Source organism: Pseudomonas sp. M2 (genome assembly GCF_015751845.1).
GTDB classification, from domain to species: Bacteria; Pseudomonadota; Gammaproteobacteria; order Pseudomonadales; family Pseudomonadaceae; genus Aquipseudomonas; species Aquipseudomonas putida_E.
The window spans coordinates 3,072,729-3,094,353 of the sequence record NZ_JADOUD010000001.1 but is presented as its reverse complement, the minus strand read 5'-3'; the positions used below and the strand labels follow the sequence as shown (position 1 = coordinate 3,094,353).

Genomic DNA, 21,625 nt, shown 5'->3' with positions numbered 1-21,625 from the left:
TGAACAGAGGCGCCTTTTTTGCTGACTCCACCGCGTTATTGGAATCCGAAATGACCGACCAGACTACCCGCCTGCCAGTCCGCCGCGCCCTGATCAGCGTCTCCGACAAGACCGGTATCCTCGAATTCGCTCGTGAGCTGCAGCAGCTCGGTGTCGAGATCCTGTCCACCGGCGGCACCTATAAGCTGCTCAAGGACAACGGCGTGAACGCGGTGGAAGTGGCCGACTACACCGGCTTCGCCGAAATGATGGACGGCCGGGTCAAGACCCTGCACCCGAAGATCCACGGCGGCATCCTCGGCCGTCGCGGTGTCGACGACGCCATCATGAACGAGCACGGCATCAAGCCGATCGACCTGGTCGCCGTCAACCTTTACCCATTCGAAGCCACCATCGCAAAACCTGGCTGTGACCTGCCGACCGCCATCGAGAACATCGACATCGGTGGCCCGACCATGGTCCGTTCGGCTGCCAAGAACCACAAGGACGTCGCTATCGTGGTCAACGCCGGTGACTACGCCAGCGTCCTCGAGGGCCTCAAGGCCGGCGGCCTGACCTACGCCCAGCGTTTCGACCTGATGCTCAAGGCCTTCGAGCACACTGCCGCTTACGACGGCATGATCGCCAACTACATGGGCACCATCGACCAGGCCAAGGACACGCTGTCCACCGAAGCGCGCAGCGAGTTCCCGCGCACCTTCAACAGCCAGTTCGTCAAGGCTCAGGAAATGCGCTACGGCGAGAACCCGCACCAGAGCGCGGCGTTCTACGTTGAAGCCAAGAAAGGCGAAGCCAGCGTTTCTACCGCCATCCAGCTGCAGGGCAAGGAGCTGTCGTTCAACAACGTGGCCGACACCGACGCCGCGCTCGAGTGCGTGAAGAGCTTCGTCAAGCCGGCCTGCGTCATCGTCAAGCACGCCAACCCATGCGGCGTCGCCGTGGTGCCTGAAGACGAGGGCGGTATCCGCAAGGCCTATGACCTGGCCTACGCTACCGACACCGAATCGGCCTTCGGCGGGATCATCGCCTTCAACCGCGAACTGGATGGCGAAACCGCCCAGGCCATCGTCGAGCGCCAGTTCGTCGAAGTGATCATCGCCCCGAAAATCTCCCAAGCTGCCCGCGACGTGGTGGCTGCCAAGCAAAACGTACGTCTGCTGGAGTGCGGCGAGTGGCCAGCCGAGCGCGCCGCCGGTTGGGACTTCAAGCGCGTCAACGGTGGCCTGCTGGTGCAGAGCCGCGACAACGGCATGATCACCGCCGAAGACCTGAAGATCGTCACCAAGCGTGCACCGACCGAGCAGGAAATCCACGACCTGGTGTTCGCCTGGAAAGTGGCCAAGTTCGTCAAGTCCAACGCCATCGTCTACGCCAAGCAGCGCCAGACCATCGGCGTGGGCGCCGGCCAGATGAGCCGCGTCAACTCCGCGCGCATCGCGGCCATCAAGGCAGAGCATGCCGGCCTGCAGGTGCAAGGTGCGGTCATGGCGTCGGACGCGTTCTTCCCGTTCCGTGATGGCATCGACAATGCAGCTAAAGTGGGTATCAGCGCCGTGATCCAGCCAGGTGGTTCGATGCGCGATGCTGAAGTCATCGCCGCTGCCGACGAAGCTGGCATCGCGATGGTATTCACCGGTATGCGCCACTTCCGCCACTGATAGCAGCGGCAAGCTTTAAGCTGCAAGCTGCAAGCAAGAGCAGGCCCAGTCGCTCCTGCTTGCAGCCACAGCCCCTTGAATCCCTGAGTTGTGAGCATTTGAAAGGATCAGCGCGAACCGCTTTTGCTTGACGCTTGCAGCTTGCAGCTTCTCCGAAGGAGCCTGTAATGAAAGTTTTGATCATCGGCAGCGGCGGCCGTGAGCACGCCCTGGCCTGGAAAGTCGCCCAGGACCCACGCGTCGAGAAAGTATTCGTCGCCCCCGGCAACGCCGGTACCGCCATTGAAGCCAAGTGCGAGAACGTCGCCATCGACGTCACCGCCCTTGAGCAACTGGCAGAGTTCGCCGAGAAGAACGTCGACCTGACCATCGTGGGCCCCGAGGCGCCGCTGGTCATCGGTGTGGTCGACCTGTTCCGCAGCCGCGGCCTGGACTGCTTCGGCCCGACCAAGGGCGCGGCCCAGCTGGAAGGTTCCAAGGCCTTCACCAAGGACTTCCTGGCTCGCCACAAGATCCCGACCGCCGACTACCAGAACTTCACCGAGATCGAGCCGGCCCTGGCCTACCTGCAGGAAAAAGGCGCGCCGATCGTGATCAAGGCCGACGGCCTGGCCGCAGGCAAAGGCGTGATCGTCGCCATGACCCTGGAAGAAGCCGAAGCCGCGGTGCGTGACATGCTCGCGGGCAACGCCTTTGGCGACGCCGGTTCGCGCGTGGTGATCGAAGAGTTCCTCGACGGCGAGGAAGCCAGCTTCATCGTGATGGTCGACGGCCACAACGTGCTGCCAATGGCCACCAGCCAGGACCACAAGCGCGTCGGTGACCAGGACACCGGCCCGAACACGGGCGGTATGGGTGCCTACTCCCCTGCCCCGGTCGTTACCGCCGATGTACACCAGCGCGTGATGGACCAGGTGATCTGGCCGACCGTGCGCGGCATGGCCGAAGAAGGCAACGTGTACACCGGCTTCCTGTATGCCGGCCTGATGATCGACAAGGCGGGCAACCCCAAGGTCATCGAGTTCAACTGCCGCTTTGGCGACCCGGAAACCCAGCCGGTCATGCTGCGCCTGGAGTCGAGCCTGGTGCTGCTGATCGAAGCCGCTTTCGCCAAGGCGCTGGACAAGGTCGAAGCGCAGTGGGACCCCCGCCCAAGCCTGGGTGTGGTGCTGGCTGCCGGCGGTTACCCGGGCGACTACGCCAAGGGCGACGCGATCAGCGGCCTGGAGGCCGCAGCCAAGATCGAAGGCAAGGTGTTCCATGCCGGTACTTCGCTCAAGGACGGCCAGGTAGTGACCAACGGTGGCCGCGTGCTCTGCGCCACGGCCATGGGCAGCACGGTTGCCGATGCCCAGCAGCAGGCTTACCGCCTGGCCAAGGAAGTCACCTGGAACGGTAGCTTCTACCGTACCGACATCGGCTACCGGGCTATCGCCCGCGAGCGCGGTGAACACCAGCAATAACCTTTACCGGATAGCCGCAGCGTCTTGCGCATGCGGCCTTCGGCTCGTCGACAGGGCCCCATCGCGGGCCTTGCCTTCGACTTGGCGCGCCGCGCATAGTTACTACACGGCACATCAGCTAGGAAGGGATCTCGTAGTGCGTCGGCTTCGGATTGCCACAGCTCTGATCGTCAGCTTGCTGACCCTGCTCTGCCTGCTCCCGGCTTCGGCTGACCAAGGCGGAGGCTGGTCCGTTTTGCTCGACGAACAAGCCAACCTGCAATTGAGCGACGTCCGCTCGGATCGCTATCGCAACCAGTTCAGCCCTACTACGCTGAGCGACCTCGATGCCGCACCGGCGCAACAGGCCCTGTGGCTGCACTATCGCCTCGAACCGGGTGACCAGGAGCAACTGCTGCGGGTCTTTGCCCCGGACCTTTCACGCCTGGACCTCTACGCCCTCGACGGCGACAGGCTATTACGCCAACTGCACCACGGGCGCCAGGCCGGCAACGCCAGCACGACCCTGCGCGGCAGCGATCACGTATTGCCCTTGCCAAACAGCCGCAAAGCGGTGGACATCTACCTGCGCCTGGTTTCCGAGCATCAGCTGCGCCCGGCCATCAGCCTGGAGCCTGCGGCAGTCGCCGCTTCAAACCATGGCCAGCCGTTGCTGTTCGGCATGCTCTTCGGCGGCCTGGTCATGCTCATACTGCACAACCTGATCCGCTTTCTGTACACCCGCTCCAGCACCACCCTGATCCTTGCGCTGTACCACGGGCTGATGCTGCTCAGCGGCCTGATCCTGCTCAACCTCAGCGGCCCCTGGTGGCACCTGTGGCACAGCGCGCAAACCCCGGCCGCCTACCTGACCCTGGTACTGGCGGGCCTCGCGGGGCTGTATTTCACCCAGCACTTTTTCTCGCGCTGCAACTCACCGCAGCTCAATCGCTTGCTGCAGGGCGAAATGCTGGTGGCCGGGGTCAGCGGCCTGATCCTGCTGTTCGTGGATACCCTGCCGCTCAACCTGATGACCTACGCCCTGCTGGCCCTGGGCAGTGTGAGCATGCTGCTGGTCAGCAGCTACCACTGGTACAAAGGTTATGCGCCGGCACGCCTGTTCAGCCTGGCCATGGTGGTGTTCAACCTGGGCGGGCTGGTGCTGCTGCCGGCCCTGCTTGGCCTGACCCGCACCTCGACGCCCTGGCTGCTGTGCATTCTGCTCGGGTTGACGGTGGCCAGCGGCCTGCTGCTCAACCTGGCGGTCAGCGAGCGCCTGCGGCGGATGAGCGAAGAGCGCTTCAGCGCCAGCCGCGCACTGGCGGCCAGCGATGCCGAAATCAATGCCAAGGCCGAGTTCCTGGCCAAGATCAGCCATGAAATCCGCACGCCCATGAACGGCGTGCTGGGCATGACCGAACTGCTGCTGGGCACGCCACTGTCGGTCAAACAACGTGACTACGTGCAGACCATCCACAGCGCCGGCAACGAACTGCTCACACTGATCAACGAAATTCTCGACATTTCCAAACTCGAGTCGCGACAGATCGAACTGGACGATGTGCAGTTCGACCTCAATGCCCTGATCGAAGACTGCCTGAACATCTTCCGCGCCAAGGCCGAACAACAGAACATCGAGCTGATCAGCTTCACCCAGCCGCAGGTACCACGGGTCATCAGCGGTGACCCGACGCGCCTGCGCCAGGCCCTCTCCAGCCTGCTGGAAAACGCCCTGAAAAATACCGACCAGGGCGAAATCCTCCTGGTCGTTGCACTGGACCAGCGCGGCGAGGTGCCGCGCCTGCGTATCGCCGTGCAGGACAGCGGCGAGCCACTGCCTGCGGCCGAACGTGAAGCCCTGCTGCAGGCAGAGCTGCACAGCCATCACTTCCTTTCCAGCAACAAGCTTGGCGGCCACCTTGGGCTGATCATCGCCAAGCAGTTGATCGGCCTGATGCAAGGCGAGTTCGGCATCAAGAGCAGCACCAGCATGGGCAACACCCTGTGGCTGACCCTGCCGCTCGACCCCTCTCGCCTGGAGCAACCCTTGGCCGACCTCGACAGCCCATTGCGCGACGCCCGGGTGCTGGTGGTGGACGACAACGACACCTGCCGCAAGGTGCTGGTGCAGCAGTGCAGCGCCTGGGGCATGAACGTGAGTGCCGTACCCTCGGGCAAGGAGGCCTTGGCCCTGCTACGGACCAAGGCGCACCTGCGCGACTACTTCGACGCGGTCTTGCTCGACCAGAACATGCCGGGCATGACCGGCATGCAGCTGGCGGCCAAGATCAAGGAAGACCCAAGCCTGAACCACGACATCCTCGTGGTGATGCTCACCGGTATCAGCAATGCACCGAGCAAAGTCATTGCCCGTAATGCCGGGGTCAAGCGCATCCTGGCCAAACCGGTGGCCGGCTACACGCTCAAGACAACTCTGGCCGAGGAGCTGGCCCAGCGCGGCCGCGAACAAACCGTGCCGATGCCGTTGCCCGGCACACCGCCCACCCACGAGCTGCCGGGCGACTTCCGCGTGCTGGTCGCCGAGGACAACAGCATCTCGACCAAGGTGATACGCGGCATGCTGGGCAAACTCAACCTCGAACCAGACACCGCTAGCAATGGCGAGGAAGCCCTGCAAGCCATGAAGGCCCAGCGTTATGACCTGGTGCTGATGGATTGTGAAATGCCGGTACTGGACGGCTTCTCTGCCACCCAGCAACTGCGCGCCTGGGAAGTCGCCAACCAGCGCCAGCGCACCCCGGTGGTGGCGCTGACCGCGCACATCCTGGCCGAACACAAAGAGCGCGCGCGGCTGGCCGGCATGGATGGGCACATGGCCAAGCCGGTGGAGCTGTCGCAATTGCGCGAGTTGATCCAGTATTGGGCAAACCAGCGGGAAGCCAAGACCGATCCGCTGCATACTTCGTAACCGATAAAGCGCTGTAGGAGCGGCCTTGTGTCGCGAAAGGGGTGCGCAGCAGCCCCAATTCCGTGTGGCGCTGCTGAAATTCTGGGGCTGCTGCGCAGCCCTTTCGCGACACAAGGCCGCTCCTACAAAGGACTCACCCTCATGCTTCATGAGTTGTTCAGTGTCTACCTGAAGATGCTGGTGCTCTACAGCCCGTTCTTCGTGCTGTCGTGCTTCATCAGCCTGACCCGTGGCCACTCCAGCAAGGAGCGCAAACAGCTGGCCTGGAAGGTTGCCTTCGCCGCCCTGGTCGCCAGCGTGTTGCTGTACCTGTTCGGGCGGGCGATCTTCGGCATTTTCGGCATAACGGCCGATGCCTTCCGCATCGGCGCCGGCAGCGTGCTGTTCATCTCTGCCTTGGGCATGGCCCAGGGCAAACCGGCCGTGCAGGCCGACAACGTGCAGCAGGACGTGACCATCGTACCGCTGACGATCCCGCTCACCGTAGGCCCGGGCACCATCGGCGCCCTGCTGGTGATGGGCGTCAGCCAGCCGCACTGGGACGACAAGTTGCTGGCCATCGTCAGTATCGCGCTGGCCAGCTTCACCGTGGGCCTGGTGCTGTATCTGTCACACGGGATCGAGCGCATTCTCGGCGATCAAGGCCTGCAGATCGTCAGCCGCCTGATGGGGCTGTTCGTCTGCGCCTTGGCGGCGCAGATCATCTTCACCGGCATCAGGGGCTACCTGGTCGGCTAGCCCTGCCACTCAGGGCGCAACAGGGTACCAGCGCGGGGTATAGACCCACTGCCCACCGTCGGCACGGGCAAAGGTACAGGTCGTGGAAGAACCGACCAGGACCATGGTGCGCATGTCGACCATCTCTGGCGTCAGCTCGGCGAGGGTGACCACCCTGAGCGTCTGCCCCGGCCTGCCGATGTCACGCCCCAGCACCACGGGTGTATTACCATCCCGGTGCTGGCGCACGATTTCCAGCGCGCGCCCAAGCTGCCAAGGGCGCGAACGCGAGATCGGGTTGTAGAAGGCCAGCACCAGGTCGGCCTGGGCCGCCAGGGCCAGCCGATGCTCGATGGTCGGCCACGGTTTGAGGTTGTCCGATAGCGACATCACGCAGAAGTCATGCCCCAGCGGCGCGCCCGCCTGAGCGGCAGTGGCCAGCGAGGCCGAAACCCCCGGCAGGATTTCCAGATCGACACGATGCCAGGCGGGGTCAGTGGACCCGTGCAGCGCTTCCAGCACGGCGGCAGCCATGGCGAATACCCCCGGGTCACCCGACGACACCACCACCACCGAGCGCCCTTGTGCGGCGAGCTCGAAAGCATGACGCGCGCGCTGCATTTCTTCGCGATTGTCGGTGCAATGTTGCACCTGGTCATCGCGGAACGGCCCGGCCATGCGTACGTAGGTTTCGTAACCGAGAATATCTTCGGCGCGTGCCAGCTCGGCTTTGACCGCCGGCACCATCAGCTCGGCGGCGCCAGGGCCAAGGCCGATGACGGCCAGGCGACCACGCCTGTGGCCCAGTTGGTTGACCTTGACAGGCACCGATGCCAGCGCAATGACCAGGCCCCCTTGTTCGATCAGGCGCGCATCCGGCAGTGCTTCGGCGGCCATGCTGACAAGCGTGCTTTCTTTGGCAGCAAAACGCAGTGCGACACCCAGCACCTTGGCCGCTGCCTGCAAGGACGGTTCGGCCATGGCCTGTTCGGCAACCAGCAGGCACGCCAGTGACTGCTCGGCGATGCCCGCCTCACGCAGGGCATCGCTGACGCGTTCAACCAGATCAGGACCGCCCGCATCCACCGCAACCACCACCGAACGTGGGTGGATCAGCAACTCGTCACGGCTGGCCGGGCGCGCAGTGCATCCCACATGAATGGTGCGCTGGGCGGCTTCACTGGCCGGCAATTGGGCGTGAGCCAGCCAAGGCGCATCGCCCTCGATACGTACGGCCTCCCCCGCCAACAGATCGGAGACGAAACGCTTGCCCTGTTCGATATCCGCCAGGGCGTAGCCCTCGGGTGGGTTCAACAGGCAGGTGCCGAAACGCAGCTCGCCACTGGTGGTGATCGCCGCCGCTACGCCCAGCGCCTCACCGATCTCGCGGGCCATGACATTGACGCCGCTCAGCCCGCCAAGCAGCGGCACTACCGCACTGCCGTCCTCGGCCACCGCCAGCACCGGCGGCTCCGCACCTTTCTCGCTGAGCAGGCTGGCCAGGCTACGGATGACGATACCCGCCGCACACAGGGCTATGATCGGCGTGTCTTGTAGATACAGGGCGCGCAGCGTGTCGCCAAATGCTTCGTAATACTGGTCGGCCAGCTCGACCCGGCCGCTCAGGCCATGGATCGTCGCCTGTGGATAATGCTGCTGAATGCGCCGCGCGGTGGCCACGCTGCCAGCGCCGAGCACGATGATTGCCGGTGCCTTGTGCATGCTCATCCCTGCCATTTTTCACCCGGCACGATGATCAGCGAGAAGTACGGTGATGACTGTGGGTCCACCTGGTCCAGCGCGACGATTTTCTGATTTGCCATGGTCGCCCGCTCGACGTACAGCGCTCGCCCGTCCAGGCCCAGTTCGCCCAGCACCTGGCGCACCTTGGGGAAGTTGCGGCCCAGCTTCATGATCACTGCCGCATCGGCATCGGCCAGGCGCCGCGTGAGTTCTTCGGCCGGCAGCACGCCCGACAGCACCGACAGGCTCTGGTTGCGGTAAACCAGGGGTGCTCCCAGTACCGACGCGCCTCCCAGCATCGAGCAGACACCAGGGATCACTTGCGCGTCATAACGCTGCGCCAGACGGTCATGCAGGTACATGTAGGAGCCGTAAAAGAACGGGTCGCCCTCGCAGATCACCGCGACATCGCGGCCGGCATCGAGGTGCTCGGCCACCTGCACGCTGGCCTCGTCATAAAAATCGCTGATGACCTGCTCGTACGACAACGGTGCCGGCAACGCCTCGGTGGTCACCGGATAGACCAGCGGCAGCAGCGTTTGCGCTGGCTGCAGGTGCGCCTCGATGATGCCGAAGGCATTGCCACGCTTGCCCTTGGCCACGAAGTAGGCGACCACTGGGGCCTCGCGCAGCAAGCGCAGGGCCTTGAGGGTGATCAGCTCAGGGTCGCCAGGGCCTACGCCCAGGCCCAGCAGACGTCCACGCGGCGCCATCATTCCACCTCCGTGGCGAGGGCATTGACCGCGGCAGCAGCCATCGCGCTACCGCCCAGGCGGCCCTGCATGATCACGAACGGGACGCCCCGGCTGTCGGCGGCGAGCATGGCCTTGGACTCCGCCGCACCGACGAAGCCAACCGGGAAACCGAGGATAAGCGCAGGCTTTGGTGCACCTGCATCGATCATTTCCAGCAAGTAGAACAGTGCGGTCGGCGCGTTGCCGATCACCACCACGCTGCCCTCCAGGTAAGGCCGCCACAGCTCCAGAGCCACCGCCGAGCGGGTATTGCCGGCATCTTTGGCCAGGGCCGGGACACTCGGGTCGCGCAGGGTGCAGATCACCTTGTTGTCGGCGGGCAGGCGTGCACGGGTGATGCCTTCGGCGACCATGTGCGCATCGCAGAGGATCGGCGCGCCGTTGGCCAGGGCCTGGCGCCCGGCGCGGCCGGCACCTTCGGAGAACTGCAGGCCGTCGATGGCCTCGACCATGCCACAGGCATGGATCACACGTACGGCGAGTTTCTCGAGGTCTGCGGGGATCCGCTCGAGCCGGGCCTCCTCACGGATGATCCGGAAGGAATTGCGATAGATCTCCTGACCATCGCGGATGTAATCAATCATCAAGGTGCTCCGTCGGCAGGTCGAGCATGGCGCCTGCTTCGTTCAAGGTGAGGTTGGCGGCGCGCAGGGCACCGAAGCCCGGCAGGCGCGCGTCACGCAAATAGAGGTCATAGCGGCCCGGCGAGCGGGCCAGCAGTGTGGCCGGGGCGACATGGGCCACGGCGCAGGATCGGGGGCAACCAGACAGGTGCACACTGGCAGGGGCGCCAGCGGGCAACAGGGCCGCCAGGGCCAGGGCATCGGCCTTGGTTTCGCCGTGCGCCTTGGCGCAGCCGCTGGCGCCGGTGCAGGCAACCAGGCGGGCCAAGGGTTCATGGCTGTGGCAGAGCAGGCCCAGGGCCGACAACTCACGTTGCGCCGGGGCGATGCTCGCGCCAGCTACAGAGGTCAGCATCAGGCTCTGCCAGGGGCTCAGGCGCAGGCTGCCATCACCGTGTTCACGCGCGATTCGCGCCGCACCGCGCAGCATGTCGGCGCTGAGCCTGCCAAGCGGCGGGGCAACGCCCAGGGCCATGCCCTGCAGCTGCTCAACGGCACCCAGCCATGGGCTGTTGCCCGCTTTGCGGCGCCAATCGAGCACGGCATCATCCCGGCGGATCGCCAGCCCTAGCCCCTCGATGAATCGCTCCACTGAGCAGTTTTCAAGCAACTGGCGCATGCGCGCCTGGTCCGGGCTGGCCAGGTCGAGGAAGCGCTCAAGCACTGCGCGCACCAGCGCCAGCCCCTGTTCCACCGGCACCGCACCCAGCACCTGGCCGTCAGCCGGGCAACCGGCCAGGCCGAAAGCCAGCCAGGTGCGTTGCTCGAGTCGTAATGCTGAAAGCCACAGATCGTGTGGGTGCTCAAGCATCGCCAGGCCTTCGCCGCCGTCCAGTTGCACCGCGAACTTGGCCGATAACTGGTGAAAGCGCGGTGTGCCTTGCAGCATGTCGAGGATGTGTTCGGCCAGGGGACGAACATCCAGCACCATCAAGGGGTCATGCCCGGCCAAGGGGCTGAGCATCAGGTTGCGCACATCGTCACTGGCAGCATCGCGTGGGCCCAGGCCTGCTGCCAGCAGGCTTTCGATCAGGCCGGCGTGATCGTCGCCAATGCCACGGACCTGCAGGTTGCCGCGGTTGGTCGCCTCGATCACGCCACCGGCGAAACGCTCGGCAGCCGCCGCCACGGCATCGGCCTGATCGGCCAGCAACAGCCCACCGGGCAGCTTGATCCGGCAGATCCCGCCATCAAGGGCACTGACGATGCGCCACAACCCCGGGCAAGCCGAGGGACGGGGCGATACGGGTGGGGTATGGACCTGCTTCAAAGGGACGTCCGGCAATCGCTGAAAATGCGCTTGAGTGTAGAAGGCGCGGTATTATGCCTGCTTTGTCCGGCGGCATGAAAAGCCGGTGGTCGAGCATCGCTGGCGATTGAACAGAAATTCATCACCGCGTCGCCCCCTTTGCCGGCTTAGGGGGGCGATGCGCCCCCAAAAATGGCGGATCAGAAACACATGACACCCTGGCTGACAGTAGTAGGCATCGGCGAAGACGGCTTCAGCGGCCTGGGCAAGCAGGCCCGACGCGCCCTGCTCGGCGCTTCGCGGATCATCGGCAGCCCACGTCAGCTGGCCCTGCTGCCGCGCTGCGTAAGCGCCGCCCGCGAACATTGGCCGAGCCCGTTCTCGCTCGCCCCGGTACTGGCTCGGCGCGGTGAGCAGGTGTGCGTGCTGGCAAGCGGTGACCCAATGTTCTACGGCGTCGGCGCCAGCCTGGCGCGGCAGGTGCCGGCCCAAGAGCTGCAGGTACTGTCGATGCCCTCCTCTTGCGCCCTGGCCGCTGCCCGCCTTGGCTGGCCGCTGCAGGATGTGCAGGTGGTGTCTCTGGTCGCGCGCCCCCTGGCCTCTCTCAACGCCCACCTTTACAGCGGCATGCGCCTGCTGGTGCTGAGCAACGACGGGGATAGCCCGGCAGCCATCGCCGCCCTGCTGCGCGAGCGCGGTTTCGGGCCAAGCCGCCTGCAGGTGTTCGAGCACCTCGGCGGCCCTGCCGAACGCCACTTGGTGGGCATCGCCGATGACTGGGCCCAGCCTCAGGTCGCCGCGCTGAACCTGGTTGCCATCGAGTGCCAGGCTGCTGCCGACGCTCCGCGGCTGTCACGCGCAGCCGGCCTGCCGGACGATGCTTTCCGTCATGACGGCCAGCTGACCAAACGTGACGTACGGGCCATCACCCTGGCCCGCCTGGCCCCACAACCAGGCGAGTTGCTGTGGGACGTGGGCGCAGGCTGTGGCTCGATCGGCATCGAGTGGATGCGCGCCCACCCCGCCTGCCGAACACTGGCAATCGAAGCTGACGAGGGCCGTCAGGGCTTCATCGAGTACAACCGTGATGCCCTTGGCGTTCCCGGCCTGCAACTGGTGCGCGGCACGGCACCGCAGGCCTTGGCCGGGCTGGAGCGCCCGGATGCGATCTTCATCGGCGGCGGCGTCACCCGCGAAGGCGTGCTGCCGTTGTGCTGGGAGCGGCTGCGCCCCGGGGGGCGCCTGGTGGCCAATGCCGTGACACTGCAAAGCGAACTGGCACTGGCGCACTTTCGCCAACAGCATGGCGGTGAACTGACGCGCATCCATGTCGCCCAGGCCCAGCCATTGGGCGCCTTCGACACGTGGCGCCAGGCATTGCCGATCACCTTGCTCGACGTGGTGAAGCCCCACGATGCGTGAAGAAACCCGCGAACAACCTGCGCCACTGCGCAGCGGCCTGACCACTGGCAGCTGCGCCACTGCCACCAGCCTGGCGGCAGCGCGCCTGCTGCTCACCGGTGTGTGCGCTGACGCCGTGAGCATCACCTTGCCCAAGGGCAAGGTGGTGCAGATGCGCCTGGAGTTCTGCCGCCGCGAGGGCGAGCGCGCCGAAGCCGGCACACTCAAGGATGCCGGCGACGACCCCGATGTCACCCATGGCGCGTTGCTCTACAGCCAGGTGCGCCTGCAGGAAGAACCGGGCATACGCTTTGTCGCAGGCGTGGGTGTCGGTACCGTCACCCGCCCCGGGCTGGTGCTCGCCGTGGGCGAGCCGGCGATCAACCCGGTACCGCGGCGCATGATCAGTGAACACCTGCAGCAACTGGCCGACGACTGCGCCTACCGCGGCGGCTTCGAAGTCACGGTCAACGTACAGGGCGGCGAGCAGTTGGCGCTCAAGACCATGAACCCGCGCCTGGGCATCCTCGGCGGGCTGTCGATTCTCGGTACCAGCGGCATCGTGCGGCCCTTCTCCTGCGCAGCCTACATCGCCTCCATCCACCAGGGCATCGATGTGGCCCACACCAATGGCTATACCCATATCGCCGCCTGCACCGGCAATGCCAGCGAAGACACCATGCGCCGCGTGTACGGCCTGCCGGAAATTGCCCTGATCGAGATGGGCGACTTTGTCGGCGCGGTGCTCAAGCACCTGCGCAAGGTGCCGGTGCCACGCCTGTCACTGTGCGGTGGCTTTGGCAAGATCAGCAAGCTGGCCGCCGGGCACATGGACCTGCACAGCCGCCACTCGAGCATCGACCTGCCGCAACTGGCCGGGTGGGCCGCGGACATCGGCGCCGATGCCGACCTGCAGGCAGCGATCATGGCCGCCAACACCAGCCAGCAAGCCCTGGCCCTGGCACACGCCGCCGGCATCGCCCTGGGCGACGCGGTCTGCGCCCACGCCCTGGCGTTCGCCCGCAGCGTGGTGCCCGCACAGGTGCAGGTGGAAGTGTTCGCCATCGACCGCCAGGGCGGCATCGTCGGCAAGGCAGGTGTGCAATGAACCGGCGCATCCTGCTGCTGGGCGGTGTCACCGAGGCACTGGCCATCGCCCGTCAGCTTGGCCCGGAGCATGTCTACAGCCTGGCTGGCATCGGCCGGGTGCCGCAGGGCCTGGCCTGCCAGGTGCGGGTCGGCGGCTATGGCGGGGCCGAAGGCCTGGCCGCCTACCTGCGCGAGGCGGGTATCACCCTGCTGATAGACGCCACCCACCCCTATGCCGCGCAGATCAGCCACAATGCCGCCGCCGCCGCACGGGCCGTGGGCATCCCGTGCTGGGCCTTGCGGCGCCCGGCATGGCAGGCCCAGCCCGGTGACGACTGGCGCGAAGTGGAGGATTGGGCGGGGCTGATCCATGCACTCAAGCCGTTCCGTCGGCCTTTGTTCACCTTGGGGCGCGAGCCGCTGCAGCATCTGGACGAGATTCCGCCAGAGCAGTTCTGGACCCTCAGGGCGTTGCAGGCCTGCCCTGGTAATGATCGCTGCGAAGTGATCGGTGCGCGGGGGCCGTTTCACCTTGACGATGAGCGGGTGCTGTTCGCACGGCGCGATATCGATGTGCTGGTCAGCAAGAACAGCGGCAGCGTGGCGACCGAGCCCAAGCTTGAGGTGGCGCGGGAGCTGGGGGTTCCAGTACTCATTCTGAAGCGCCCCACACTTCCACAGGTCGATGCTGAGTTCACCCGGTACTGCCTGTTGCTCAGCGCCCTGCATCTATGACGGGCAGCCTTTGGCAACGTATATCCCATTGACATATACCTTGCGGAATTTAAACTTCAGTCACAGTTTGCCGCTTCCAGGGAGGCCCATCATGGAGCAAGGTGCTGTCTTCAAAAGCAATCGTAGCCAGGCCATCCGCTTGCCGAAATCTGTCGCATTTCCCGAAGAGGTGACCCGCGTGGATATTGTTGCAGTGGGTCGAACACGCATCATCACCCCCGCTGGTGAATCATGGGATAGCTGGTTTGACGGCGAAGATGCGAGCCCGGACTTCATGGCCAGCCGCGACCAACCTGCCGACCAGGAACGTGAAGGGTTTTAATGCTCAAGTACATGCTCGATACGAATATCTGCATCTTCACGATCAAGAACAAACCCCAGGTAGTTCGTGAAGCGTTCAACCGCCACCATGGTCAGCTGGCAATCAGCACCGTCACACTGATGGAGCTGGTTTACGGTGCAGAGAAATCGGCCGCTCCTGCACGAAATCTCTCGATTGTGGAGGGTTTCGTAGCGCGTCTTGAAGTACTCGACTATGACAGCCATGCAGCAGAACACAGCGGGCAGCTTCGCTCAGAACTGGCGAAGGCCGGTACGCCCATCGGCCCTTTCGATCAGTTGATTGCCGGGCATGCCCGCGCGCGGGGGCTTACCTTGGTAACCAACAACCTGCGAGAGTTCATGCGCGTTCCGGGGTTGCGGGTTGAGGATTGGCTGGCCACGCCAGGGTAAAAGACGTAGCCCTTTCCATATTCCGACAGTGGCTATCGACCATCGCTGCGCTGTGACCAGATACATTCATATGGCCGTTGGCCCGTCGTCAGTCTTAAACTCAACCCCCCTCCCCTCCGGAAAGCGTCAACCATATGGAAATGCAATGGTGGATCTGGCTGGTCTTCGGCATCGCGCTGATCCTGCTCGAACTGGTCCTGCCCACGTTCTTCATCATCTGGTTCGGCATCGGTGCCGTGCTGGTGTCGCTCATCTCGCTCGCCGCCCCCAGCCTGCAACTGGACATGCAGGTACTGTCGTGGGTGCTGTTCTCGTCGGTCACCACGGCACTCTGGTTCAAGCTGTTCCGGCGCAAGCAGCCGGATGTGCGCTGGACCGCCGACAGCGTGATCGGCGAAGTCGGGCTGCTGATCAGCAGCGTTTCGCAATTCCAGAAAGGCCGTGTGCGGTTCCAGAAACCGATCCTGGGCAATGAGGAATGGATCTGCGTCGCTGACAGCGACATCCCGTCAGGCGAGCGTGTACGTCTCGTCGCCATCGAAGGCAATACTGCCCGGGTCATCCGGGCCTGACCGCATTAAAAGGAAGTTCGCATCATGACCAGCCTTATCGTCGTCGGCACCCTCGCCGTTTTCGTCCTGATCACTGTCTTCAAGGGTGTACGCATCGTACCCCAGGGGGAGGAGTGGATCGTCGAGCGCCTGGGCCGCTACCACAGCACACTCAAGCCCGGCCTGAACATCGTCATCCCGTACATGGACGTGGTCGCCTATCGCCTGCCGACCAAGGACATCATCCTCGATGTGCAGGAGCAGGAAATCATCACTCGCGACAATGCGGTGATCGTCGCCAATGCACTGTGTTTCGCCAAAGTGGTCGACCCACAGAAGGCCTCCTATGGCGTGCAGAATTTCTCGTTTGCCGTCACCAGCCTGACCATGACATCGCTGCGCGCCATCGTCGGCGCCATGGACCTGGACGAAGCGTTGTCCAGCCGCGAGCAGATCAAGGCACGCCTGCGAGAGGCGATGTCCGAACAGACCGAAGACTGGGGCGTGACCGTGCGCTCGGTAGAAATCCAGGACATCAAGCCATCGGAAAACATGCAGCTGGCCATGGAACGTCAGGCGGCGGCCGAACGTGAACGTAAAGCCGACGTGACCCGTGCCGAAGGTGCCAAGCAGGCCGCCATTCTCGAGGCCGAAGCCCGCCTGCAGTCGGCCAAGCTCGATGCCGAGGCGCAAATCAACCTTGCCGAGGCTTCGGCAAAGGCGATTTCGCTGGTCAAGGACGCGGTGGGAAACGAGACGGTGCCAGCCATGTACCTGCTGGGTGAGCGCTATGTCGGCGCCATGGAGAACCTGGCCAGCAGCAACAATGCCAAGGTGGTGGTGCTGCCGGCTGATTTGCAAGAGACCGTGCGTGGCTTGATGGGCCGTAACAAGGCTTGATGCTGCTGTAGCTTCATGGCCGGCTTGCCGGCCATGGGCTGCACAGCAGCCCCATCGACCCGCCTGCGTCACTTCACCGCACCCCATCATTTTTACCTATACTGCGCCGTACAATACCCGCCACGATTCCTGACCGGATCTCTCCATGCCCCCACGTCGGCACATCGCCTGGATAGCCTGCCTCGCAGTGCTGTTCAACCTGCTGGCCATGCCGCTGTCCTCTGCCGCGCCCAAGGGCCCGGCCGAGCAGCTGCTGTGGGGGGCTTTCTGTTCCAGCATGGCAGGCAAGGCCAAGGTCGACGTCCAGGCACTGGCCAAGATCGACCTCGGCACGCAAAACGACGAGCATTCCAACATGCAGCACTGCTGGTGCTGTTCGGGAGCCTCGCCGCTGCTGGCCCTGCCAGGTTATCCGCCACAACTGCACAACCCGCCCACGTTGCTGGCCGCGCATGTTCCACCGCCAGCCGATTACCAAATGACGCCGCGCCAACTCTGGCCCGCGCTCAACCCCCGCGCCTCTCCCCTGGTCTGAGTTCATCACGCTGTCTGCCTGAACCTGAACAGAACGGAGACTTACACCATGCTCAAGCAAGCTCTCGTAGTGGCCGCACTGCTGCTGCCCAGCGCCTTCGCCAACGCCCATGAATACACCGTGGGCGACCTGCATATCGCCCACCCCTGGTCGCTGCAACTGCCGCCGAACGCGCCCAATGTGGCCGCCTATTTCATCGTGCACAACAACGGCAAGGTCGATGACCGCCTGCTCAGCGTGGACAGCCCCATCACTGCTGACGCACAACTGCACGAACACGTGATGAGTGCCAACGGCGCCATGAAGATGCAGCAGGTGCCCAATGTAGTAGTGCCCGCCGGCAAGGACGTGGTCTTCGCCCCCAGCGCCTATCATGTGATGCTGATGCAGCCCAAGGACCGTAGCCTGCTCAGCGACGGCAAGCGCTTCCCGCTGACCCTGCATTTTGAGAAGGCAGGCGACATCACGGTCGACGTGGCTGTGCAGAGGCAGGCCCCGGCGGACCAGCCGCACGAACACGCACACTGACATTCGCTGACTGGCGCTCGCCTTCATGAGCCTGCCATGCAACAGACGCAGCCGTACCACCCGCCCTGAACGCAGGCGCGTCGGTGGCGGCTGGCTGAGCCTGTTCGCCATGTGGATGATCTTTATCGGCCCGCTGATTTCCCAGTCGATGCCGATGGATCATCACGCGGGCATGAGCATGCCGATGGGCATGGCTCTGTCCTCGGAACACGGGCACGCCAGCGACTCGCATCACGGCCACGGCGACGATGGCCAACTGCATGTGATGTGGGAAAAATGCGGCTACTGCAGCCTGCTGTTCAACTGCCCTGCATTACCGCAGACCTTCAGCCCACTCGTTGCCGGGCACGCCCTGCCCGTCACCCTCATCCCTGCGGCAACCCTTCAGGGCCATGCCCGACAGGCCATATTCCCCGGTGCGCGCAGCCGCGCGCCACCGCCTTCGATCAGCGTCTGAATCCCTGCTGCCGCACGGAGCCTGAAGGCTCCGTGCCCACCCATGACTGATCGACTGGAATCACTATGTCCGGCTGCACCCCTGTATTCGCCCCCTCTCTGCGAGGGACATTCGCCGTGTTGTGCGGGTCGCTGCTCGCACCCATGGCCCTGGCCGCCGAACCTGGCCATGAAACGCACGAGCAAGCGCCGCCCGAGCTGAGCCCGACGGTGATCACCGCCATCGCACCCAGCTCGCCCCTGACGGTCGTCACCAACCCCAAAGACCCGCGCCAGCCCGTGCCGGCCAGCGATGGTGCCGATTACCTCAAGACCATCCCTGGCTTTTCAGCCATCCGCGCCGGTGGCACCAACGGTGACCCGGTGCTGCGCGGCATGTTCGGTTCGCGCCTGAACATCCTCACCAACGGTGGTGTGATGCTCGGTGCCTGCCCCAACCGCATGGACGCACCGACCTCTTACATCGCGCCGGAAACCTATGACCGCCTCACCGTTATCAAAGGCCCGCAAAGCGTGATCTGGGGCCCCGGCGGCTCGGCCGGGACCATCCTTTTCGAACGTGAACCGGAAAAATTCGGCACCCTCGGCAGCCGGATCAACGCCAGCCTGCTGGCCGGCTCCAACGGCCGCTTCGACCAGGTGCTCGACGCCGCCGCAGGCAATAGCCAGGCTTATGCGCGCTTCGTCGGCAACCAGTCGCGCTCGGACGACTACCACGACGGCAACGGCGACACCGTGCCTTCGCGCTGGGACAAATGGAACGGCGATGTGACCCTGGGCTGGACGCCCGACCAGGACACCTTGCTCGAACTCACCGCCGGTAAGGGTGACGGCGAGGCCCGCTATGCCGGCCGTGGCATGGACGGCTCGCAGTTCAAGCGCGAAAGCCTAGGCCTGCGCTTTGAAAAGTCCAACCTAGGCGAGGTGCTCGACAAGGTCGAGGCACAGGTCTATTACAACTACGCCGACCACGTGATGGACAACTACAGCCTGCGCACCCCATCGGGCAGCGGCATGATGGGCATGCCCATGGTCAGCAATGTCGACCGCCGCACAATGGGCGCACGCATCAAGGCCACCTGGCGCTGGGCCGACGTGCAACTGATCAGTGGCATCGACGCACAGACCAACGAACATCGCCAGCGTGGCGGCATGGGCGTTGATGCGCACAAGGGCCAGCCCTGGACCAAGGATGCCGACTTCCATAACTATGGGGCCTTTGGTGAACTGACCTGGTACGCCACAGGGGTTGACCGGCTGATCACCGGCGCCCGTCTCGATCGCGCCTCCGCCCGCGACTTCCGGGCTGGCAGCGCTACCGAGGGTGATACCCGCGCCGATACCCTACCCAGCGGTTTCGTGCGTTATGAGCACGACCTTGCGGCGGTGCCGGCCACCACTTACATCGGCCTTGGCCATGCCCAGCGTTTCCCCGACTATTGGGAGCTGTTCTCGCCCAAGCTGGCGCCCTCTGGCGCCGCCAACGCCTTCGACGGCATCAAGCCAGAAAAGACCACCCAGCTCGACTTCGGTATCCAGTACCGCGACGAGCGCCTTGAAGCCTGGGCTTCGGGTTATGTCGGGCAGATCCGCGACTACATCCTGTTCGACTACCGTACCGGCATGATGGGCATGAGCACCTCCCAGGCGCAGAACATCGACGCCCGCATCATGGGTGGCGAACTGGGCGCCGCCTACAAGCTGACGGAAACCTGGAAGGCCGATGCGACCCTGGCCTACGCCTGGGGCAAGAACAGCAGTGACGGCAAGGCACTGCCGCAGATGCCACCACTGGAAAGCCGCATGGGCCTGACCTACAGCCGCGACACCTGGAGCGCCGGGGCCTTGTGGCGGCTGGTGGCTGCACAGAACCGCATCGCCGAAAACCAGGGCAATGTGGTCGGCAAGGACTACGAAAAAAGCGCCGGGTTCGGCGTGTTCTCGCTCAATGGCGCCTACAAGGTGAACAACAACCTCAAGCTCAGCGCAGGCGTCGACAACCTGTTCGACAAGGCTTACGCCGAGCACCTGAACCTGGCCGGGAACGCCGGGTTCGGCTACCCGGCTTCCGATCCACAGCCGGTCAACGAGCCGGGCAGGACGTTCTGGACCAAGGTCGATTTCAGCTTCTGACAACAACAACGGGCGCAGCCGCTGGTTGCGCCCCTCAGCTGGTCAAACAGGAGGTTCCCATGAGCGGAACACGCGTTTCATTCTACAACCTGGCCTGGCGCTGGCATTTCTATGCGGGGCTGTTCGTCGCTCCGTTCATGATCCTGCTGGCGATTACCGGGATCATCTACCTGTTCAAACCGCAGCTGGACCCACTGCTGTACCGTGACCTGATGGTGGTCGAGGCCAGCCATCACCGCCAGGGCGCCGACGTGATGCTGGCCGAAGTGCGCCAGGCCTACCCCAAAGGCCATGTGGGCCAATATCTGCCACCCATCAATGCCGAGCGCAGCGCGCAGTTCGTGGTGCATGACGGTGGGCGCGAACTGAATGTGTTCGTCAACCCGTATAGCGGCAAGATCCTGGGCGAACAGGATGCCAAGCAGAACCTGCAGGCGGTCGCCCGCGCCCTGCATGGCGAGCTGATGGTCGGTACGCTCGGTGACCGACTGGTGGAACTGGCAGCCGGCTGGGGCATCGTGCTGGTGGTGTCCGGCCTGTACCTGTGGTGGCCGCGCGGGCGCAGCGGCAGTGGCGTGCTGTGGCCACGGCTGTCGGCGCGTGGCCGGCTGCTCTGGCGCGACCTGCACGCGGTCAGCGGCTTCTGGGGCTCGGCCCTGCTGCTGCTGATGCTGCTCAGCGGCATGACCTGGACCGGCCTGTGGGGCAAACAGTACGCCGACCTGTGGAACCGCTTCCCGGCGGCCATGTGGAATGACGTGCCCAAGTCCGATCAACAGGCCGGTGAACTGAACAGCGCCCACCGCCAAACGGTGCCCTGGGCCATGGAAAACACGCCGATGCCGCAGTCCGGTGCGCATGCCGAACATGCCGGGCACCACATGATGTCGAACAGGCCAGCGGCCCCTCAGGTGAGCCTGCAGCAGGTACAGGACCTCGCCACCGCGCGCGAGGTGGAACCCGGCTACAGCATCACCGTGCCGACCACTGCCGATGGCGTATTCACCATCGCCGTGTTCGCCGACGACCCGCGCAACGATGCCACCCTGCATGTCGATCAGTACACCGGCAAGGTGCTGGCCGACGTGCGCTGGCAGGACTACAGCCCGGTGGCCAGGGCGACCGAGCTGGGCGTCATGCTGCACGAGGGCAAGATGTTCGGCGTGCTGAACCAGATCATCATTCTGCTGGTGTGCCTGATGATTTTGCTGGGCTCGGTGAGTGGGCTGATGATGTGGTGGAAACGCCGGCCGGCCGGAGGCCTGGGGGTGCCGGCGCTGCGCCATGACCTGCCGCGCTGGAAGGCGGCTGTCGGGGTGATGCTGGTACTTGGGGTGATGTTCCCGCTGGTGGGGGTGTCGATGGTCGTGATGTGGGTGGTGGACAGCCTGGTGGTAAGGCGCAGGGTGCTGGCCAGCACTTGAGGCCATTGGGGCTGCTGCGCAGCCC

Annotated in this window: 20 protein-coding genes; 16 read left to right on the top strand and 4 right to left on the bottom strand. The window is 64.5% G+C overall.

Annotation, left to right across the window (positions count from 1 at the left end):
- Nucleotides 1-50 precede the first annotated feature (50 nt).
- The 4 genes from purH (at nucleotide 51) to IWW33_RS14350 (ending at nucleotide 6,767) form a co-directional block, all read left to right on the top strand.
- Nucleotides 51-1,658: a bifunctional phosphoribosylaminoimidazolecarboxamide formyltransferase/IMP cyclohydrolase gene (gene purH / locus IWW33_RS14365; RefSeq protein ID WP_174142017.1), complete on the top strand. Its 1,608-nt coding sequence runs from the start codon at nucleotides 51-53 to the stop codon at nucleotides 1,656-1,658.
- Nucleotides 1,659-1,825: 167 nt separating this feature from the next.
- Nucleotides 1,826-3,121: a phosphoribosylamine--glycine ligase gene (gene purD, locus IWW33_RS14360; RefSeq protein ID WP_174142018.1), complete on the top strand. Its 1,296-nt coding sequence runs from the start codon at nucleotides 1,826-1,828 to the stop codon at nucleotides 3,119-3,121.
- A gap of 136 nt (nucleotides 3,122-3,257) precedes the next feature.
- Nucleotides 3,258-6,029 carry a hybrid sensor histidine kinase/response regulator gene (locus IWW33_RS14355; RefSeq protein WP_174142019.1) on the top strand — a complete coding sequence of 924 codons (2,772 nt, stop codon included), beginning with the start codon at nucleotides 3,258-3,260 and terminating at the stop codon, nucleotides 6,027-6,029.
- 141 nt (nucleotides 6,030-6,170) lie between these two features.
- Complete coding sequence (locus tag IWW33_RS14350; protein WP_012316414.1) at nucleotides 6,171-6,767, top strand: MarC family protein; 597 nt, start codon at nucleotides 6,171-6,173, stop codon at nucleotides 6,765-6,767.
- A 9-nt stretch (nucleotides 6,768-6,776) separates the two neighbouring features.
- Here IWW33_RS14350 and cobJ read toward each other — a convergent pair whose 3' ends face one another.
- From cobJ to cobG, 4 genes are read right to left on the bottom strand one after another with little or no spacing between them, the layout of a single operon-like run.
- Nucleotides 6,777-8,468: a precorrin-3B C(17)-methyltransferase gene (gene cobJ / locus IWW33_RS14345; RefSeq protein ID WP_174142020.1), complete on the bottom strand. Its 1,692-nt coding sequence runs from the start codon at nucleotides 8,466-8,468 to the stop codon at nucleotides 6,777-6,779.
- Nucleotides 8,469-8,470: 2 nt separating this feature from the next.
- Entirely contained in the window at nucleotides 8,471-9,205 is a 735-nt protein-coding gene (locus IWW33_RS14340) for a precorrin-2 C(20)-methyltransferase (protein ID WP_174142021.1), read from the bottom strand.
- Nucleotides 9,202-9,828: a precorrin-8X methylmutase gene (locus IWW33_RS14335; protein ID WP_039602489.1), complete on the bottom strand. Its 627-nt coding sequence runs from the start codon at nucleotides 9,826-9,828 to the stop codon at nucleotides 9,202-9,204. The genes IWW33_RS14340 and IWW33_RS14335 overlap by 4 nt, the downstream gene beginning before the upstream one ends.
- The gene (gene cobG, locus IWW33_RS14330; RefSeq protein WP_174142022.1) at nucleotides 9,821-11,152 is read right to left on the bottom strand and encodes a precorrin-3B synthase; all 1,332 of its coding nucleotides are present in this window, start codon (nucleotides 11,150-11,152) and stop codon (nucleotides 9,821-9,823) included. Before cobG ends, IWW33_RS14335 begins: the two co-directional genes overlap by 8 nt.
- A 174-nt stretch (nucleotides 11,153-11,326) precedes the next feature.
- Here cobG and cbiE point away from each other — a divergent pair, with 174 nt between their 5' ends.
- The 12 genes from cbiE (at nucleotide 11,327) to IWW33_RS14270 (ending at nucleotide 21,600) form a co-directional block, all read left to right on the top strand.
- Nucleotides 11,327-12,538 carry a precorrin-6y C5,15-methyltransferase (decarboxylating) subunit CbiE gene (cbiE, locus tag IWW33_RS14325; RefSeq protein WP_174142023.1) on the top strand — a complete coding sequence of 404 codons (1,212 nt, stop codon included), beginning with the start codon at nucleotides 11,327-11,329 and terminating at the stop codon, nucleotides 12,536-12,538.
- Nucleotides 12,531-13,625: a cobalt-precorrin-5B (C(1))-methyltransferase gene (locus IWW33_RS14320; protein WP_125924590.1), complete on the top strand. Its 1,095-nt coding sequence runs from the start codon at nucleotides 12,531-12,533 to the stop codon at nucleotides 13,623-13,625. Before cbiE ends, IWW33_RS14320 begins: the two co-directional genes overlap by 8 nt.
- A complete protein-coding gene (locus IWW33_RS14315; RefSeq protein ID WP_046787836.1) occupies nucleotides 13,622-14,341 on the top strand; it encodes a cobalt-precorrin-6A reductase in 720 nt (239 codons plus the stop codon). The genes IWW33_RS14320 and IWW33_RS14315 overlap by 4 nt, the downstream gene beginning before the upstream one ends.
- Nucleotides 14,342-14,432: 91 nt before the next feature.
- Nucleotides 14,433-14,663 (top strand): AbrB/MazE/SpoVT family DNA-binding domain-containing protein, encoded by a 231-nt coding sequence (locus tag IWW33_RS14310; RefSeq protein ID WP_012316422.1) that lies wholly within the window; start codon nucleotides 14,433-14,435, stop codon nucleotides 14,661-14,663.
- Entirely contained in the window at nucleotides 14,663-15,073 is a 411-nt protein-coding gene (gene vapC, locus IWW33_RS14305; protein ID WP_046787835.1) for a tRNA(fMet)-specific endonuclease VapC, read from the top strand. Before IWW33_RS14310 ends, vapC begins: the two co-directional genes overlap by 1 nt.
- Before the next feature lie 134 nt (nucleotides 15,074-15,207).
- Nucleotides 15,208-15,645, top strand: coding sequence for an NfeD family protein (locus IWW33_RS14300; protein ID WP_115273790.1), 438 nt, complete (start codon nucleotides 15,208-15,210; stop codon nucleotides 15,643-15,645).
- A 24-nt stretch (nucleotides 15,646-15,669) separates the two neighbouring features.
- Entirely contained in the window at nucleotides 15,670-16,524 is an 855-nt protein-coding gene (locus IWW33_RS14295; RefSeq protein WP_012316425.1) for an SPFH domain-containing protein, read from the top strand.
- Between the two features lie 145 nt (nucleotides 16,525-16,669).
- The gene (locus IWW33_RS14290) at nucleotides 16,670-17,059 is read left to right on the top strand and encodes a DUF2946 domain-containing protein (protein WP_046787833.1); all 390 of its coding nucleotides are present in this window, start codon (nucleotides 16,670-16,672) and stop codon (nucleotides 17,057-17,059) included.
- Between the two features lie 48 nt (nucleotides 17,060-17,107).
- Nucleotides 17,108-17,587: a copper chaperone PCu(A)C gene (locus tag IWW33_RS14285; protein WP_115273789.1), complete on the top strand. Its 480-nt coding sequence runs from the start codon at nucleotides 17,108-17,110 to the stop codon at nucleotides 17,585-17,587.
- Between the two features lie 25 nt (nucleotides 17,588-17,612).
- A complete protein-coding gene (locus tag IWW33_RS14280; protein ID WP_046787831.1) occupies nucleotides 17,613-18,044 on the top strand; it encodes a DUF2946 domain-containing protein in 432 nt (143 codons plus the stop codon).
- A gap of 65 nt (nucleotides 18,045-18,109) precedes the next feature.
- Nucleotides 18,110-20,176: a TonB-dependent copper receptor gene (locus tag IWW33_RS14275; RefSeq protein WP_115273788.1), complete on the top strand. Its 2,067-nt coding sequence runs from the start codon at nucleotides 18,110-18,112 to the stop codon at nucleotides 20,174-20,176.
- A gap of 59 nt (nucleotides 20,177-20,235) precedes the next feature.
- Nucleotides 20,236-21,600: a PepSY domain-containing protein gene (locus IWW33_RS14270; protein WP_196914289.1), complete on the top strand. Its 1,365-nt coding sequence runs from the start codon at nucleotides 20,236-20,238 to the stop codon at nucleotides 21,598-21,600.
- The last annotated feature ends 25 nt before the right edge of the window (nucleotides 21,601-21,625 follow it).

Coding starts and splice junctions, on each gene's coding strand:
- purH (WP_174142017.1), top strand. CDS start 51: ATGACCGACCAGACTACCCGCCTGCCAGTCCGCCGCGCCCTGATCAGC.
- purD (WP_174142018.1), top strand. CDS start 1,826: ATGAAAGTTTTGATCATCGGCAGCGGCGGCCGTGAGCACGCCCTGGCC.
- IWW33_RS14350 (WP_012316414.1), top strand. CDS start 6,171: ATGCTTCATGAGTTGTTCAGTGTCTACCTGAAGATGCTGGTGCTCTAC.
- cobJ (WP_174142020.1), bottom strand. CDS start 8,468: ATGCACAAGGCACCGGCAATCATCGTGCTCGGCGCTGGCAGCGTGGCC.
- IWW33_RS14340 (WP_174142021.1), bottom strand. CDS start 9,205: ATGATGGCGCCGCGTGGACGTCTGCTGGGCCTGGGCGTAGGCCCTGGC.
- IWW33_RS14335 (WP_039602489.1), bottom strand. CDS start 9,828: ATGATTGATTACATCCGCGATGGTCAGGAGATCTATCGCAATTCCTTC.
- cbiE (WP_174142023.1), top strand. CDS start 11,327: ATGACACCCTGGCTGACAGTAGTAGGCATCGGCGAAGACGGCTTCAGC.
- IWW33_RS14320 (WP_125924590.1), top strand. CDS start 12,531: ATGCGTGAAGAAACCCGCGAACAACCTGCGCCACTGCGCAGCGGCCTG.
- IWW33_RS14315 (WP_046787836.1), top strand. CDS start 13,622: ATGAACCGGCGCATCCTGCTGCTGGGCGGTGTCACCGAGGCACTGGCC.
- IWW33_RS14310 (WP_012316422.1), top strand. CDS start 14,433: ATGGAGCAAGGTGCTGTCTTCAAAAGCAATCGTAGCCAGGCCATCCGC.
- vapC (WP_046787835.1), top strand. CDS start 14,663: ATGCTCAAGTACATGCTCGATACGAATATCTGCATCTTCACGATCAAG.
- IWW33_RS14300 (WP_115273790.1), top strand. CDS start 15,208: ATGGAAATGCAATGGTGGATCTGGCTGGTCTTCGGCATCGCGCTGATC.
- IWW33_RS14295 (WP_012316425.1), top strand. CDS start 15,670: ATGACCAGCCTTATCGTCGTCGGCACCCTCGCCGTTTTCGTCCTGATC.
- IWW33_RS14290 (WP_046787833.1), top strand. CDS start 16,670: ATGCCCCCACGTCGGCACATCGCCTGGATAGCCTGCCTCGCAGTGCTG.
- IWW33_RS14285 (WP_115273789.1), top strand. CDS start 17,108: ATGCTCAAGCAAGCTCTCGTAGTGGCCGCACTGCTGCTGCCCAGCGCC.
- IWW33_RS14280 (WP_046787831.1), top strand. CDS start 17,613: ATGAGCCTGCCATGCAACAGACGCAGCCGTACCACCCGCCCTGAACGC.
- IWW33_RS14275 (WP_115273788.1), top strand. CDS start 18,110: ATGTCCGGCTGCACCCCTGTATTCGCCCCCTCTCTGCGAGGGACATTC.
- IWW33_RS14270 (WP_196914289.1), top strand. CDS start 20,236: ATGAGCGGAACACGCGTTTCATTCTACAACCTGGCCTGGCGCTGGCAT.